Origin of the sequence: Kitasatospora sp. NPDC127035, assembly GCF_042726075.1 — a bacterium.
In the GTDB taxonomy this organism is placed as follows: Bacteria; Actinomycetota; Actinomycetes; order Streptomycetales; family Streptomycetaceae; genus Kitasatospora.
The window spans coordinates 134,706-148,961 of record NZ_JBHXDN010000008.1; the positions used below are offsets into that span (position 1 = coordinate 134,706).

Genomic DNA, 14,256 nt, shown 5'->3' on the forward strand with positions numbered 1-14,256 from the left:
CGCGGTCCCGGTGACCGCCCGCGTCGACCCGGCGACGACGACGTCGTTCTTCGCGCCGTACCGCCGTCCCGAGCCGATGGTCGAGCCGACGGAGGCCCACGTCGGGCCGATCAGTCCGATCTCGCCGCGGCCCGCCCGCCCGCCCGCCGGCCGGCGCTAGGGTGGCCCCATGCGCTTCGTGATCCTGCCGCCGCCCGTCCGCTAGCGGGCGGCCCCTCCACGCACACCCCGCCCGGCGGCCCCCCGCCACCGGGCCGATGAGTGCCGCCCGCGCCACCGGTGGACCTCATCCGGCCGGGCCCCGCCCGGCACCCCGTCGTGGAGAACGAACGCATGACCACTCATGTCGCCGTGCCGGTCCGGCACGGCCTGCTGTCCATCTCGGCCGCCGCCGTGGCCTGGGGCGCGGGCGGAGCCGTCGCCGCCCTGCTGCTGCGCACCGGAGGGCTCGGCCCGGTGGCCGTCTGTGCCTGGCGGTTCGCCGTCGCGGCCGGCTGCCTCGCGCTGCTGCCCGCCCTCCGGCGGACGGCCGGGGGGCGGGCCTGCGGTGCCCCGCGCCGCGCGGCCGTCCTGACCGGGCTCGCACTGGCCGTCAGCCAGTGCGCCTACTTCAGCTCGGTCCAGTACGCGGGTCTCGGCCTCGGCACCTTGATCACCATCGGCGCCGGTCCGGTGCTCACCAGCCTCGGTGCCCACCTGCTGCTCGGTGAGCGCCTGACGGCCCGGGCGTCGGTCGCGCTCGCCCTCGCGCTCGGCGGGCTGGCGCTGCTGGTGGCCGCCCCGGCGGCCGGTCCGCGTCCGCTGCTCGGGGCGGCGCTCGCGGTGCTGGCCGGGGCCGGGCAGAGCGGGCTGACGCTCTGGGCGCGCGGTGGCGGTTCGGCGCGCGCCTCGACCGGGGCGTTCACCACCGGGCTGCTCTGCCTGCTGCCGCTCGCGGTGGCGGAGGGCGGGGTCCTGCCGTCCGGCGGGGAGCCGCTGGCGACGGCCGGTGCGCTGCTCTTCCTCGGCACCGTGCCCACCCTGTTCGCCTACCGGTGGTACTTCGCCGGTCTGACCGTGGTGCCGGGGGTGACGGCCGCCGTCCTGGTGCTGCTCGAACCGGCGACGGCCGCGGTGCTCGGCGTCGTGTGCTTCGGCGAGCCGCTCACCCCGGCCCTGGTGGCGGGTTCGGCGCTGCTGCTGACTGCCGTCGCGGCCCTCACCCGCCAGGGGGTGTAGGCCCTCCCGGCGTCTGCGCCTGCGCCCGGCCCGCGCCCGGCCTGCGCCCGGCCCGTGCTCCCCTCCGGACAGCGGGGCACGGGCCGTCAGGGCACGGACCGGAGCGCGGGCTGACCCGGGATCAGCGCCCGCAGGACGAGGTCGATGCGGACGTGGGCGGCCCCGGCGCGCAGCAGGGCGACGGAGACGGCCCGTAACTCCTCCGGCCCGGTGCAGGCGAGCCGGAGTTCGAGGTCGGCGTCGCCGGCCAGGGCGAGGCCGCTCTGGACGGCCGGGAACTCGGCGGCCAGCCGGTCGAAGTCGAGCGGGACCGGACCGTAGCTCACCCGGGCGAGGGCCTGCAGCGGCCGGGCCTCCTCGGGCCCGGGCGCGCCGGGCACGAGGTGGAGGGCGCTCACCGGTGTTGCAGCCGGGCGGCCGGGAGGCCGGTGCCCGCCGCCGGGCGGCCGGTCGGGCGGTCCGCGCCGCCCGCGACGGGCTGCGCGACCAGGCGCGGGTCCAGGACCAGCTCGTCGACGCCGAGCGGGGCGGTCAGGGCGCGCAGGGCGGGTTCGCCGAGCTCGACGGCGGCCTGCCCGGCGCCGAGCAGGCCGGCCAGCGCGCCGGCGGAGCTGAAGCCGACCGCGCAGCGGCGGCCGTCCCGAAGGCGGAAGAGGCGGAGAGCGGTGGTCCTGCCGGTGACGGTGACCGGGACGTGCCAGACGACGCGGGCCATGCGGGTGCTCCCGAGTGGTGGAGGGGCCTGCCGGAACTGCTCCTTCGACGCTAGGGCGGCGCCGGGCAGTCGGACGCCGTCCTGACGCAGCGTTGACCGAATGCCGCGCTGCGTTGACGAAGTTCTGACGGTCGGCTGTACCGCTCATCGGACAGCACTCCCTATCCTTCCCTATCCAACCTATTCTCATGGTAGTTTCCGACCGTAAGGAGTCATCGCGCGAAGGGTGTCCGGTGCCGGAGTACTACTCGGTGGAACAGGTGGCCGAGCTGCTGGGGCTGCACGTGCGGACGGTCCGCGGCTACGTCCGCGACGGCCGGCTGCGGGCCACCAGGATCGGGAAGCAGTACCGGATCGCCCGCCGCGACTTCGAGTCCTTCGCCGGCGCGGACCCCGAGGCGTCGGCGCCGCCGGAGCCCGGTCCGCTGCACGTCGAGGTCTCCGCCGTCGTCCAGATCGACGGCGTCGGAGTGCGGGAGGCCGTCCGGCTGTCGAACACCCTCGTGGCACTGGTCTCGGGCCCGCGCGGGAACACCGTCCCGACGCGGGTGGAGTCCCTCCACAACGAGGAGCGCGCGACCCTCAAGGTGATCATCCTCGGCGACCCGGCCGACACGGCCGAGCTGCTCGCCGTCATCCACTCCATGACCACGGAGAACCGTCATGTCTGAGCACAGCCCCACCGCCCCGTCCGGTGTCCTGCGGCTGCCCGCCGAGGGCCCGGCCATCCGCGACGAGTCCGCGGCGATGGACGTCATCGGCGACGCCCTGGGTCGCGACGCCGCCTGGGTGCTCGTCCCGGCCGAGCGCTTCCCGGACGAGTTCTTCACCCTGAGCACCCGGATCGCCGGCGGGATCGTGCAGAAGTTCGCCACCTACCGGGTCGGGCTCGCCGTCCTCGGCGACATCTCCCGGCACACCCTGGCCAGCGGCGCCCTGCGGGACTTCGTCCGGGAGTCCAACCGGGGCGGGCAGCTCTGGTTCCTGGCCGACCTGGCCGAGTTCGAGGCGCGGCTGGCGGCCCGCTCCGGCGCCCTCCGGTAGCCCCCTCCGGCGGTCCTCCGGGCGCTCCGCTTGCCGCGCGCCCGCGCCGGGACCACCGTGGAGCTGACCGTCGCCCCGGTGCCCCGGACGCCTCCCCCCGCACATCCGAACCGGGGGGAGGTGGAGCGAAGGGGCGATCACGAGATATCTTGACGTCAAGACGTTGGAGACGCGAAGCGGAGTACCGATGACTGACTCGACCATCATCTATACGCACACCGACGAGGCGCCGGCCCTGGCAACGTACTCGTTCCTGCCGGTCGTGCAGGCGTATGCCTCGACGGCGGGCGTGAAGGTGGAGACGCGCGACATCTCCCTCGCCGGGCGGATCATCGCGAGCTTCCCGGAGCGTCTGGAGGAGGGCCAGCAGATCGGCGACGCCCTCGCCGAGCTGGGCGCGCTCGCCAAGACCCCGGGCGCCAACATCATCAAGCTGCCGAACATCTCGGCGTCCATCCCGCAGCTGAAGGCGGCCGTCGCCGAGCTGCAGGCGCAGGGCTACGCGCTGCCGGACTACCCGGACGACCCGCAGACCGACGAGGACAAGGACGTCCGCGCCCGTTACGACAAGGTCAAGGGCAGCGCCGTCAACCCGGTCCTGCGCGAGGGCAACTCGGACCGCCGGGCCCCCGCGTCGGTCAAGAACTACGCCAAGACGCACCCGCACCGCATGGGCGCGTGGTCGGCCGACTCCAAGACCAACGTCGCCACCATGGGCGAGAACGACTTCCGCTCCACCGAGAAGTCCACCGTGATCGCCGAGGCCGGTTCGCTGCGCATCGAGCTGCTCGCCGCGGACGGCACCACCACGGTGCTCCGCGAGTCGGTCCCGGTCCAGGCCGGCGAGGTCGTCGACGCCTCCGTGCTGCACGTCGCCGCCCTGCACGAGTTCCTGGCCGCCCAGGTCGCCCGGGCCAAGGCCGAGGGCGTGCTGTTCTCGGTCCACCTCAAGGCCACCATGATGAAGGTCTCCGACCCGATCATCTTCGGCCACGTGGTCCGCGCCTTCTTCCCGAAGACCTTCGCCGCGTACGGCCCGGCGCTCGTCGCCGCCGGCCTGAACCCGAACAACGGCCTCGGCGGCATCCTCGCCGGCCTCGACGCGCTGGAGAACGGCGCCGAGATCAAGGCCTCGTTCGACGCCGAGCTGGCCGACGGCCCGGCCCTGGCCATGGTCGACTCGGACAAGGGCATCACCAACCTGCACGTCCCGAGCGACGTCATCGTCGACGCCTCGATGCCGGCCATGATCCGCACCTCCGGCCACATGTGGGGCCCGGACGGCCAGGAGGCCGACACCCTCGCCGTGCTGCCCGACAGCAGCTACTCCGGTGTCTACCAGGCCGTCCTCGACGACTGCCGCGCCCACGGCGCCCTGAACCCGGCCACCATCGGCTCCGTCCCGAACGTCGGCCTGATGGCCCAGGCCGCCGAGGAGTACGGCAGCCACGACAAGACCTTCGAGATCGCCGCCGCGGGCACCGTCCGCCTGGTCGACACCGAGGGCAACGTCGTCCTGGAGCAGGCCGTCGAGCCGGGCGACATCTTCCGCTCCTGCCAGACCAAGGACCTGCCGATCCGCGACTGGGTCAAGCTGGCCGTCACCCGCGCCCGTGTCTCGGGCGACCCGGCCGTCTTCTGGCTGGACGAGACCCGTGCGCACGACGCCGTCCTGATCGAGAAGGTCAAGGCCTACCTGCCGGAGCACGACACCACCGGCCTGCAGATCGAGATCAAGGCCCCGGTCGACGCCACCACGTTCTCGCTGGAGCGCATCCGCCGCGGCGAGAACACCATCTCGGTCACCGGCAACGTGCTGCGCGACTACCTGACCGACCTCTTCCCGATCCTGGAGCTGGGCACCAGCGCCAAGATGCTGTCGGTCGTGCCGCTGATCAACGGCGGCGGCCTGTTCGAGACCGGTGCCGGCGGCTCCGCCCCGAAGCACGTCCAGCAGCTGGTCAAGGAGAACTACCTGCGCTGGGACAGCCTGGGCGAGTTCTTCGCGCTGGCCGCGAGCTTCGAGCACCTGGCCCGCACCACGGAGAACGCCCGCGCCCAGGTGCTGGCCGACACCCTGGACCGCGCGACCGGCACCTTCCTCAACGAGGACAAGTCGCCGAGCCGTCGCCTCGGCGGCATCGACAACCGCGGCAGCCACTTCTACCTGGCCCTGTACTGGGCCCAGGAGCTGGCCGGCCAGACCGCGGACGCCGAGCTGGCGCAGGCCTTCGCCGGCCTCGCCGAGTCGCTGGGCGAGCAGGAGCAGGCCATCGTCGAGGAGCTGGCCGCCGTCCAGGGCACGCCGGTCGAGCTCGGTGGCTACTACCAGCCGGACCCGGCCAAGGCCGCGGCCGCGATGCGTCCGTCGAAGACCTTCAACGACGCGCTGGCCAACCTCGGCTGACCGCAGGCGAAGTGAACCGGGAGGCCCCCGGAAGACCACTAGCGGATCCCGGGGCCTCCCGGCGTTCCCGCCGCCACCGGCCGGTGCGGCGGCGGTGCGCGCCGCGCTCAGTGCTCGCCCTCGGGGCGCGCCCGGCGGGGGAGCAGGAAGGCGACCAGGAAGGCCAGCGCCAGCAGGGCGGCGGCGAGGCCGTACGTCCGCCCGGCCGCGTGCTGGAAGCCGTCGGTGCCGGCCCAGCCGAAGAACGCGGTGCCGAGCAGGGCGACGCCCACCGAGCCGCCGAGCTGCTGCTGGGCGTTGAGGACGCCGGAGGCCGAGCCGGTCTCCGCCTCCTCGACGCCGGCCAGGGCGATGTCGAAGAACGGCGCCATGATCAGGCCCAGACCGAAACCGGTGAGGGCCAGCGCGGGGAGCAGCTCCCAGCTGGTGAGGCCGGCGGCCCAGTGCTCGACCGAGTACCAGAGGCCGAGCGCACCGCAGGCGGCGACCACCATGCCGCCGTGCAGGACCCGGCGGCCGTGGCGCGGGGCCAGGAGCGCGCCGGAGAGGACGGCGCCGGCGACCACGCCGAGCGACAGCGGGATCATCGAGAGCCCGGCGTGCAGCGGGGTCCAGCCGAGACCGAGCTGCAGGTGGAGGGTGAGGACCAGCAGCAGGCCGGAGAGCGCGGCGAAGAAGACCAGCCCGGTGGCGAGCGCCGAGACGAAGGCCCGCCTGCCGAACAGTGAGGGCTCGATCAGCGGGGTGCCGCCGCGCCGCAGGACACGGCGCTGGTGGAGGGTGAAGAGCCGGAGCACCGGCAGGGACGCGGCCATCGCCACGAAGACCCAGAGCGGCCAGTCGAGCTCGCGCCCCTGGACCAGCGGGTAGACCAGCAGCAGCACGGCGAGGCTGAGCAGCAGCACGCCCACCGGGTCGAGCCGGCCGGTGCGGGCGGTAGCGGTCACGCGGTCGGCGGGCAGGATCCGGCCGGCCATGAGGACGGTGAGCAGGCCGAGCGGCAGGTTGATCAGGAACACGGTCCGCCAGCCGAGGCCGAACCAGTCGGCGTCGGTGAGGTAGCCGCCGAGGGTGGGGCCGAGGACGGAGGAGAGCCCGAGGACGGGGCCGAAGAGGCCGAACGCGGCCCCCATCTCCCTGGGCGGGAACATCGACTTGATCAGTCCGAGGCCCTGCGGGATGAGCAGCGCGGCGAACAGGCCCTGGAGGGTCCGGGCGGCGATCAGGGTGCCGGCGCCGGGTGCCGCCGCGCAGAGCACCGAGGCGAGGGTGAAGCCGGCCGCGCCGAGCGTGAAGAGGCGCCTGCGTCCGAAGAAGTCGCCGAGCCGGGCTCCGGTGATCAGCAGGACGGCGAAGGCGAGCGTGTAGGAGGCGGAGATCCACTGGATCTGGGCGTCGCTGCCGCCGAGGTCCTGGCGGACGGAGGGCGAGGCGACGCCGACGATCGTGGTGTCGAGGAGGTCCATCACCTCGGCGGCCAGGATGACGGCGAGACCGGCCCAGCGCAGCCGGTAGCCGGTCGGGGGGCTCTCGGCCACCGCCGTCGGCGAGGGGTCGGGAGGGGCGATCTGGTCGGTCATGGGGGGTGCTCTCCGGATTCCACGGGGCGAACGTCGTTCGTCGGGACGAACACTGTTTTTTTGAACGAACAGTGTTCTCCCATGGAACGGTGTTCGTGTCAAGTAATCTGGGAGCCGTCACCGACCACGAAGGAGCCCCCATGACCAGTGCCGCCCCGCGCTCCGGCTGGTCCGAGCACTGGCAGAAGGAGAAGGCTCCGCCCAGACGGCAGCCGCTGAGCCGGGAGCGGATCGTCGAGGCCGCGCTGAGGATCGTCGACGCCGAGGGCATGGACGCGCTCAGCATGCGCCGGGTCGGACAGGAGCTCGGCACGGGCGCCGCCAGCCTGTACGCCCACGTCGGCAGCAAGGAGGAGCTGGTCGAGCTCGTCCTCGACCTCGCCTACACCGAGATCGAGCTGGAGCGGCCCGACCCGGCCACGTGGCAGGAGCAGGTGAAGCGGCTGCTGCGCCGCTCCCGCCAGGTGCTGCTCTCGCACCGGGATCTGGCCAGGGCCGCCGTCGTCGCCAACGTCCCGGTGACCCCGCACGCGATGGACATCGCCGAGGCCATGCTCGGCATGCTGCGCGCAGGCGGCCTCGACGAGCAGACCGCCGCCTACGGGGTCGACCTGCTCGGGCTCTACACGACGGCGACCGCCTTCGAGGCGTCCACCCGCGGCGGCGGGAACAGCGAGGAGTTCACCGAGCGGATCCGGAACTACTTCGACACCGTCCCGACCGACCGCTACCCGATGATCACCTCCATGGCGGTCGCGCTCACCCGCGACGTCGGGGACGAGCGGTTCGAGTTCGGGTTGGACATCCTGGTCGCCGGCCTGGCCCGGCAGTCCGGCACGGCGGGCTGACCCCCCGGGGCCGCCGCCGGTCGGCCCCCGGCAGGCCCCCGGCAGGCCAAGGCTCCGGTTCCGTTCCCGGCTCCGGAAACGACGGAACCCCCGCCCGAGGGCGGGGGTTCCGGAGCGGTGGGGCCGGGCTCAGCCGGCGTCGGCCGCCGGCGCGGGCCGCTGGTTGCGCTTGTCCAGCGACGCCAGGTACGCGTTGTACGCCGCCAGCTCGGCGTCGCCGCTGCGGTCCTCGGCGCGGTCCCGGCGGCGGGAGAGGCGCTCCTCGGAGCGCATCCACTGGTAGACCAGCGCGATCAGCACGATCGCCGTCGGGATCTCGCCGAACGCCCAGGTGATGCCGCCGGCCAGCTTCTGGTCGGCCAGCAGGTCCGTCCCGGGCGGCGCGCCCTCGGTGGTGAAGGTCTTCACCAGCGGCTGGCTCCCCATCATCACCGCCACGCCGAAGAAGGCGTGGAACGGCATGCCCATGAACAGCTCGATGATCCGCATCACGTGGCCCGACCGGTTCGGACCGGGGTCCACGCCCATGATCGGCCAGAAGAACGCCAGCCCGGTGGCCAGGAAGTGCACCATCATGAAGATGTGCCCGAGCCGGTACTCCATGAGGAAGTCGAACAGCGGGGTGAAGTAGACCCCGTACAGGCTCGCGATGAACAGCGGGATGGTGAACGCCGGGTGCGAGATCACCTTCACATAGGTGCTGTGCAGCAGGGCCACCAGCAGCTCGCGCGGCCCCCGCGGATTGCCCTTGCCGGCCGGTCGCAGGGCGCGCAGCGCCAGCGTGATCGGTGCCCCGAGCAGCAGCAGGATCGGCGACAGCATGGAGAGCACCATGTGCTGCATCATGTGCGCGCTGAACAGCACCATGCCGTAGTCGTTCAACCCGGTGCAGGTGACCAGGATCACCGTCCCGGTGCCCGCCGCCCAGGCCGCCGTGCGCCCGACCGGCCAGCGGTCGCCGCGCCTGTGCAGCCGGACCACGCCGGTGAGGTACAGGGCCAGCGCCGCCAGGCTGCCGATCAGGAACACCCAGTCGGGGGACCAGGTCAGCACGTTGGAGAGCGAGAAGGGTCCGAGTTCGGTCATCCCGCCGTGGTGGTGCATTCCTGGCATTCCGTCACCCATCGGCGGGTCCTGCTTTCCATCCTCGCGGCCCCTGGGTGGGTCCGGTTCGCCCGTTTTGCTTCGTCGTACAGCCTAGGCGGGCCTTACTCCGGTGCCTCCGCCGCCCCCCGGTGCAGGGTTCCGCGCGAGCGGTTCGGCCGCGCGGGACGAGGACGTTCTCGCCGCGGCGCCCGGCGGCGTAGTCGTCCACGTTGCGGACGGTGGCGTCGATGATCTGGCCGACCGCGGTGCGGGTGAAGTGGGCGTGGTGCGAGGTGACCAGCACCTGGGGGAAGGTGACCAGGCGGGCGAGGGTGTCGTCGGCGATCCCCTGGATCGAGCGGTCGGTGAAGAAGACGCCGGTCTCCTCCTCGTAGACGTCCAGGCCGACGCCGGAGAGCCGGCCGGCCCGCAGCGTCTCGACCAGGGCCGCGCTGTCGACCAGACCGCCGCGGCTGGAGTTGACCAGGATGGCGTCGTCCTTCATCCGGGCCGGCGCGGCGGCGTCGATCAGGTGGTGGGCGGCGGGCAGAGCGCCGCGTACCGGGCCTTGCGTGGAACCGAGTCTCCGCAGGTCAGCCTATGTGTGCTGTGGATGCTCCGGAACGCCCTCCGCCGTCGTGGGAAACGCGGAGGACATCGGTGCAGGTCGTCGAGTGCCGGGCGAGAGTGGTGCGTCGCCGGTGTCGACGAGGCGTACGGCGGCGGCCAGGTGCGCGGGGGTGACGTCCTTGAGGAGGAAGCCGCTGGCTCCGGCGGTGAGGGCGGCGTAGACGTATTTGTCGAGGTCGAAGGTGGTCAGCATGATCACCCGGGCAGCCCGGCGAAGGCGATCTTGTCGATGAGCGGGGGCGGCCGGGAAACTCGACCCGGCCGTGCACGCTTCCGTACTGGACCCGGGCAACGCAGGTACTGCCACCGTCATCACCTTCTCCACCGTGTTCACCGCGCTGCTGACCCTCGTCGCCTCGCTGGGCGTCTTCAACACCGTCCTCCTCAACACCCGCGAACGGCGCAGGGACCTGGGCATGCTCAAGTCCATCGGAATGACGCCCCGGCAGGTGATCCTGATGACGGTGACCTCGGTCGCCGGACTCGGCGCCCATCGCCTCGTCGTGGACCACGTCGGCGTGATCGACTTCCCCGCGTACATGAAGGACGTCTGGCACGCACCGCAACGGGCGCGGACATCGGCAGGACCCGCTGCCACTACGTGGTGCTGGACTCCGAGGGCAGGAATGCGCCCGTGCGGCCTGTCGTGGCCGTCAGATGTCGGAGTAGCTGAAGTCCCCGACCGTCCAGCTGCTGATGTCCTCGATCGCGATGCGGTACATGCCGCCGGTGTGCGGCAGCGCGAAGTCGCCCTGCAGAATCCTCGCCCGGTGGAGATGAAGATGGGTGGGCCGTGCAGGCAGGCCGCCCGGGGGCGGGACGAAGAGGGCGGCGAACGGCTTCACGTGCTCCGAGGCCTGGAGGACCTCCGCCACCCGCTCCCACCAGAGGGTCACTGGCGCGAGCCGTCCGGTGATGACCGCGCCTGGGACCACCACGGTCAAGGACATCTGATTGCTGTGCTCGGATTCGACCATCGCGGCGATGTCGACGAGCAGCCCGTCAGGGTTCGACATGAATCCCAGGATAGGACACGGCCTCCGGCGCCCACGCGTCTGGGGCAGCGGCCATGGCGGTCACGGGCCCCGCGCCGGCTACTGCGCGGCGGCGACCTGGCGCGCGGGTCGGCTGCGCCGCGGCGCGGGGCAGCCGGAAGCAGCCGTGGGGCCCTGGGCGGCGCCGGGATCGTCCGGTCCGGCGGTCACGATCAGGTCGGTTCCGAGGGCGGTGACGGTGAAGCCCGCTGCGTGGAGGATTTGCGCGTCCCCTCCTGAGCCGAGAACCGCGTGCGTCCCGGGTCAGAGTTTGAACATCGCGGCGTAGGGCTGGGTGATGCGCTCCCGTCGCGATCCGAAGTCGACGAGTACCGCGATGTCGCTGTCGCCTTCGACCCCGATGGCGCGGCCGAGGCCGTAGGTGTCGTGGGTGACGCGGTCGCCGACGGCGAAGTGCTTGCGCGGCGCCTCGATCCGGGCCTTGAAGGGGCTGGTGGGCAGGGCGCGGCGAACTGCTGCAGATTTCGACATTCCCCGCAGTATGCGCCGAAAATCGCGGGAGCGGGTCTTTCCGATGCCCCCTTGGGAGGGGGTCCCGCAGAACCGGGGGTGAAATGTCCGCCCGCGGTGCGACTGGGCCTGCTAGAGTCTCCTTAGTTGCAGTAGTGGTTCCCATGAACTTGGTGTGCGCCTGCTGATGTATCGCAGGCGCCTTTTTGTTTCCCGGCTCTTCCCCGGGTGGGTGCTCATCGCGGCGACTCGGATCCCGCGCTGTGCGGCTTCCGGACAGCCCCTTGAAGGAGATTTCTTTATGGCTAATGGCACTGTGAAGTGGTTCAACGCGGAAAAGGGCTTCGGCTTCATCGAGCAGGAGGGTGGCGGTCCTGACGTGTTCGCCCACTACTCGAACATCAACGCCAACGGCTTCCGTGAGCTGCTCGAGGGCCAGAAGGTCGAGTTCGACGTCACGCAGGGCCAGAAGGGCCCGCAGGCCGAGAACATTCGTCCGCTGTAGTTTCTGCCACGGCACCCGCCTGGTAGCGAGGGGCCCGCACCGCGTACATGATGCCCGGTGCGGGCCCCTCCGCATTGCGCCACGCGCATTCCCCGGCCCGTTCAGGCCCCCTGGCTCCGCCACCGGCGGCCGTCCCCACGCGAGACGCACAGCGCCGCGTCCGGATCGCCGCCCTGCCGTGACATCCCACGGTTCGAGGATCTTCGCTCCCGCACTGTCGGTGAGCGCCGACCGCAGGTGACGTGCCGCACGGTTTCACCGTCCACGCCCCGCTCTCCACATTTCGGTCCGTTCCCTTGCGGCCTCCTGCCGGCGCCCCGCGCTGCGGAGCCTCCTCGCGACGTGCCGACCCAGGAAGGTTTCGCATGAACCGCTCCAGTCGCTCCCCGTACCAGAACACCAACTCCCGCTCCTCGGCCTCCGCCCGTTCCGGCAGCTCCTACGGATCCCGCTCCGGCGGCGGCTCCTTCTACGGCGACCGGCCCGCCGGCGGCCGGAGCTCCCGTCAGGGCTCCTCTTCCCAGGGTGAGTTCGCGATGCCGGTCAGCACCACCCCGGCGCTGCCCGCCGTCGAAGCGTTCGACGAGCTGGACATGCCGAAGGCGCTGCTGTCGGTGCTGACCCGCCAGGGCGTCACCACGCCGTTCCCGATCCAGGCCGCCACGCTCCCGAACTCGCTCGCCGGCCGCGACGTCCTCGGACGAGGCCGCACCGGCTCCGGCAAGACCATCGCGTTCGGTCTGGCCGTGCTCGCCCGCACCGCCGGCCGGAAGGCCGAACCCCGCCGCCCGCTGGCCCTGGTACTGGTCCCCACCCGCGAACTCGCCCAGCAGGTCACCGACGCCCTCACCCCCTACGCCCACGCGGTGCGACTGCGCATGGCGACCGTGGTCGGCGGGATGTCGATCGGCCGCCAGGCCCACGCCCTGAACCACGGGGCCGAGGTCGTGGTCGCCACCCCCGGCCGGCTCAAGGACCTGATCCAGCGCGGCGACTGCCAGCTCGACGGGGTCGGCATCACGGTCCTCGACGAGGCCGATCAGATGGCCGACATGGGCTTCCTGCCGCAGGTCACCGAACTGCTCGACCAGGTCGCCGAGGGCTGCCAGACGATGCTGTTCTCCGCCACCCTGGACCGCAACGTCGACCGCCTGGTGCGCCGCTTCCTCAAGGACCCGGTCACCCACTCGGTGGACCCGTCCGCCGGGGCGGTCAGCACCATGGAGCACCACGTGCTGCACGTGCAGAACTTCGACAAGAACGCCACGATCGCCCACATCGCCTCCCGTGACGGCGGCGTGATCATGTTCACCGACACCAAGCACGGCGCGGACCGCCTGGTCGAGGACCTCCTCGCCAACGGCGTGAAGGCCGCCGCCCTGCACGGCGGCAAGTCCCAGCCCCAGCGCACCCGCACCCTGGAGCAGTTCCGCACCGGCCAGGTCACCGCGCTCATCGCGACCAACGTCGCCGCCCGCGGCATCCACGTCGACGGGCTCGACCTCGTCGTCAACCTGGACCCGCCGGCCGACCACAAGGACTACCTCCACCGGGGCGGACGCACCGCCCGGGCCGGCGAGTCCGGTACCGTCGTCACCCTCGTGCTGCCGAACCAGCGCCGCGAGATGGCCCGCATGATGAACACGGCCGCCATCACCCCTGTCACCACCCGTGTCAGCGCCGGCGACGAGGACCTCGCCCGCATCACCGGGGCCCGCACGCCCACCGGCATCCCCACCGTGATCGCCGCCCCCGTCGTCGAACGCCCCCGCCGCAGCGCGTCCACGAGCCGCAACCGCCGCAGCCGCCCCACCCGCGCCGGCAGCGACACCGCAGCTGCCACCACGAGCCGAGCCGGCCAGGGTTCCTCCGGCCGCCGCCGGGCACCCCGACGCGTCGCCCTCGCCGCTTAGCAGTAGACGTCGTGTGGGCCCGGACCGCCACCGAGGTCCGGGCCCGCCCCGGCGGACCCCGCCGGCCGTCCCACCGTCGTCAGTGCCACGACCACCGCCGGCCTCGGCGGAAGCGACCCCAAAGGAGTCCGCCCATGACCCTCACCCTCGACCGCCCCGCCGCCACCACGGTCCGCGACCTGATGACCCACCCCGAGCTCCAGATCAGCGACGACGTCATGCTCGACGTGGCGATCCACATCCTCCACGGCTCCGGCGCCGACCACCTCCTGGTCCGCGACGACGACGGCCGCTGCGCGGGCCTCCTGACCCGGCGGCACCTCGCCCCGTTCCAGGCCCACTCCCGGACCACCGCACGAACCCCGGTACGCGACATCGTCCTCGACCGGGCCCCGTTCGCCACCGCCGCCATGCCCGCGGCCACTGCGGCGGCCGCCATGCGCGCCCGGGGCCTGGCCGTGTGGCCGGTCGTCGACCACGACGGCCACGCCATCGGCCTGCTCAGTGTCTAGAACCGGCCTGTCGGCGCAGGAGGGCCGCGACCGGTGCGGTCGGGCTCAGCAAACGGAGTTCCGTGCCCGCTTCACGGGCCTTCTGGTAGGCCCGGATGAGGGCGTTGGGACCGCTGGAGTCGCAGAACGCGACCCGGGACGACTGACTGCCCGTTCGCGCGGCCTCGCGCAGTGACCGGTCCCGCAGGACCGGATCGGGCAGGGCGTCGACCCGTCCATGAGTCTCAGTTCGGCCGGCCTGCTGAGCGGCTGGGCGCGATCCAGAACGGCGAGGCGGTCACCGCAGCTGCCGA

At 72.5% G+C, this 14,256-nt stretch carries 15 protein-coding genes and 2 pseudogenes; 9 read left to right on the forward strand and 8 right to left on the reverse strand.

Annotation, left to right across the window (positions count from 1 at the left end):
- Window positions 1–333: 333 nt before the first annotated feature.
- Window positions 334–1,218, forward strand: coding sequence for a DMT family transporter (locus tag ACFWIC_RS07690; protein WP_380516747.1), 885 nt, complete (start codon window positions 334–336; stop codon window positions 1,216–1,218).
- Window positions 1,219–1,304: 86 nt separating this feature from the next.
- On the opposite strand, the gene ACFWIC_RS07695 is transcribed toward ACFWIC_RS07690, so the two are convergent.
- A complete protein-coding gene (locus ACFWIC_RS07695; RefSeq protein ID WP_329951016.1) occupies window positions 1,305–1,616 on the reverse strand; it encodes a hypothetical protein in 312 nt (103 codons plus the stop codon).
- Window positions 1,613–1,933, reverse strand: a complete 321-nt coding sequence (locus ACFWIC_RS07700) for an SAV_915 family protein (RefSeq protein ID WP_355409266.1) — start codon at window positions 1,931–1,933, stop codon at window positions 1,613–1,615. Before ACFWIC_RS07700 ends, ACFWIC_RS07695 begins: the two co-directional genes overlap by 4 nt.
- A gap of 233 nt (window positions 1,934–2,166) precedes the next feature.
- Here ACFWIC_RS07700 and ACFWIC_RS07705 point away from each other — a divergent pair, with 233 nt between their 5' ends.
- From ACFWIC_RS07705 to ACFWIC_RS07715, 3 genes are all read left to right on the forward strand, one after another.
- Window positions 2,167–2,604, forward strand: a complete 438-nt coding sequence (locus tag ACFWIC_RS07705; protein ID WP_380516752.1) for a helix-turn-helix domain-containing protein — start codon at window positions 2,167–2,169, stop codon at window positions 2,602–2,604.
- The gene (locus ACFWIC_RS07710; RefSeq protein ID WP_329951018.1) at window positions 2,597–2,977 is read left to right on the forward strand and encodes a DUF4180 domain-containing protein; all 381 of its coding nucleotides are present in this window, start codon (window positions 2,597–2,599) and stop codon (window positions 2,975–2,977) included. The genes ACFWIC_RS07705 and ACFWIC_RS07710 overlap by 8 nt, the downstream gene beginning before the upstream one ends.
- A gap of 187 nt (window positions 2,978–3,164) precedes the next feature.
- Entirely contained in the window at window positions 3,165–5,384 is a 2,220-nt protein-coding gene (locus tag ACFWIC_RS07715; protein WP_329880047.1) for an NADP-dependent isocitrate dehydrogenase, read from the forward strand.
- Window positions 5,385–5,491: 107 nt separating this feature from the next.
- On the opposite strand, the gene ACFWIC_RS07720 is transcribed toward ACFWIC_RS07715, so the two are convergent.
- Window positions 5,492–6,964: an MFS transporter gene (locus ACFWIC_RS07720; protein ID WP_380516756.1), complete on the reverse strand. Its 1,473-nt coding sequence runs from the start codon at window positions 6,962–6,964 to the stop codon at window positions 5,492–5,494.
- Window positions 6,965–7,104: 140 nt separating this feature from the next.
- Here ACFWIC_RS07720 and ACFWIC_RS07725 point away from each other — a divergent pair, with 140 nt between their 5' ends.
- Window positions 7,105–7,812, forward strand: a complete 708-nt coding sequence (locus ACFWIC_RS07725; RefSeq protein ID WP_329951021.1) for a TetR/AcrR family transcriptional regulator — start codon at window positions 7,105–7,107, stop codon at window positions 7,810–7,812.
- A gap of 129 nt (window positions 7,813–7,941) precedes the next feature.
- Here the strand turns inward: ACFWIC_RS07725 and ACFWIC_RS07730 are convergent, their stop codons facing one another.
- The 3 genes and pseudogenes from ACFWIC_RS07730 to ACFWIC_RS07740 form a co-directional block, all read right to left on the reverse strand.
- Entirely contained in the window at window positions 7,942–8,916 is a 975-nt protein-coding gene (locus tag ACFWIC_RS07730) for a cytochrome c oxidase assembly protein (protein ID WP_329880121.1), read from the reverse strand.
- Between the two features lie 160 nt (window positions 8,917–9,076).
- Window positions 9,077–9,448, reverse strand: a pseudogene (locus tag ACFWIC_RS07735) (NAD(P)-dependent oxidoreductase); the annotation flags it as partial.
- A gap of 48 nt (window positions 9,449–9,496) precedes the next feature.
- On the reverse strand, window positions 9,497–9,901 hold the full coding sequence (locus ACFWIC_RS07740; protein WP_380516759.1) for a hypothetical protein: 405 nt from the start codon (window positions 9,899–9,901) through the stop codon (window positions 9,497–9,499).
- On the opposite strand from ACFWIC_RS07740, the pseudogene ACFWIC_RS07745 reads away from it, so the two are divergent.
- Window positions 9,888–9,941: pseudogene (locus ACFWIC_RS07745) on the forward strand (ABC transporter permease); the annotation flags it as partial. The gene ACFWIC_RS07740 and the pseudogene ACFWIC_RS07745 overlap by 14 nt on opposite strands.
- A 240-nt stretch (window positions 9,942–10,181) precedes the next feature.
- On the opposite strand, the gene ACFWIC_RS07750 reads toward ACFWIC_RS07745, so the two are convergent.
- Together ACFWIC_RS07750 and ACFWIC_RS07755 are read right to left on the reverse strand one after the other, a co-directional pair.
- Window positions 10,182–10,544 (reverse strand): hypothetical protein, encoded by a 363-nt coding sequence (locus ACFWIC_RS07750; protein ID WP_329880041.1) that lies wholly within the window; start codon window positions 10,542–10,544, stop codon window positions 10,182–10,184.
- A 282-nt stretch (window positions 10,545–10,826) separates the two neighbouring features.
- On the reverse strand, window positions 10,827–11,054 hold the full coding sequence (locus tag ACFWIC_RS07755) for a hypothetical protein (RefSeq protein WP_329880038.1): 228 nt from the start codon (window positions 11,052–11,054) through the stop codon (window positions 10,827–10,829).
- 280 nt (window positions 11,055–11,334) lie between these two features.
- Between ACFWIC_RS07755 and ACFWIC_RS07760 the strand changes: the two genes are divergently transcribed.
- The 3 genes from ACFWIC_RS07760 (at window position 11,335) to ACFWIC_RS07770 (ending at window position 13,963) form a co-directional block, all read left to right on the forward strand.
- Window positions 11,335–11,538: a cold-shock protein gene (locus ACFWIC_RS07760; protein ID WP_030918248.1), complete on the forward strand. Its 204-nt coding sequence runs from the start codon at window positions 11,335–11,337 to the stop codon at window positions 11,536–11,538.
- A 365-nt stretch (window positions 11,539–11,903) separates the two neighbouring features.
- On the forward strand, window positions 11,904–13,451 hold the full coding sequence (locus tag ACFWIC_RS07765; RefSeq protein ID WP_380361160.1) for a DEAD/DEAH box helicase: 1,548 nt from the start codon (window positions 11,904–11,906) through the stop codon (window positions 13,449–13,451).
- Window positions 13,452–13,585: 134 nt separating this feature from the next.
- Complete coding sequence (locus ACFWIC_RS07770; RefSeq protein WP_380361159.1) at window positions 13,586–13,963, forward strand: CBS domain-containing protein; 378 nt, start codon at window positions 13,586–13,588, stop codon at window positions 13,961–13,963.
- Window positions 13,964–14,256 lie beyond the last annotated feature (293 nt).

What these genes read in the sequence shown, in the direction of transcription:
- ACFWIC_RS07690 (WP_380516747.1), top strand. Translation starts at nt 334, where the DNA reads ATGACCACTCATGTCGCCGTGCCGGTCCGGCACGGCCTGCTGTCCATC.
- ACFWIC_RS07700 (WP_355409266.1), bottom strand. Translation starts at nt 1,933, where the DNA reads ATGGCCCGCGTCGTCTGGCACGTCCCGGTCACCGTCACCGGCAGGACC.
- ACFWIC_RS07710 (WP_329951018.1), top strand. Translation starts at nt 2,597, where the DNA reads ATGTCTGAGCACAGCCCCACCGCCCCGTCCGGTGTCCTGCGGCTGCCC.
- ACFWIC_RS07715 (WP_329880047.1), top strand. Translation starts at nt 3,165, where the DNA reads ATGACTGACTCGACCATCATCTATACGCACACCGACGAGGCGCCGGCC.
- ACFWIC_RS07720 (WP_380516756.1), bottom strand. Translation starts at nt 6,964, where the DNA reads ATGACCGACCAGATCGCCCCTCCCGACCCCTCGCCGACGGCGGTGGCC.
- ACFWIC_RS07725 (WP_329951021.1), top strand. Translation starts at nt 7,105, where the DNA reads ATGACCAGTGCCGCCCCGCGCTCCGGCTGGTCCGAGCACTGGCAGAAG.
- ACFWIC_RS07730 (WP_329880121.1), bottom strand. Translation starts at nt 8,916, where the DNA reads ATGCACCACCACGGCGGGATGACCGAACTCGGACCCTTCTCGCTCTCC.
- ACFWIC_RS07750 (WP_329880041.1), bottom strand. Translation starts at nt 10,544, where the DNA reads ATGTCGAACCCTGACGGGCTGCTCGTCGACATCGCCGCGATGGTCGAA.
- ACFWIC_RS07755 (WP_329880038.1), bottom strand. Translation starts at nt 11,054, where the DNA reads ATGTCGAAATCTGCAGCAGTTCGCCGCGCCCTGCCCACCAGCCCCTTC.
- ACFWIC_RS07760 (WP_030918248.1), top strand. Translation starts at nt 11,335, where the DNA reads ATGGCTAATGGCACTGTGAAGTGGTTCAACGCGGAAAAGGGCTTCGGC.
- ACFWIC_RS07765 (WP_380361160.1), top strand. Translation starts at nt 11,904, where the DNA reads ATGAACCGCTCCAGTCGCTCCCCGTACCAGAACACCAACTCCCGCTCC.
- ACFWIC_RS07770 (WP_380361159.1), top strand. Translation starts at nt 13,586, where the DNA reads ATGACCCTCACCCTCGACCGCCCCGCCGCCACCACGGTCCGCGACCTG.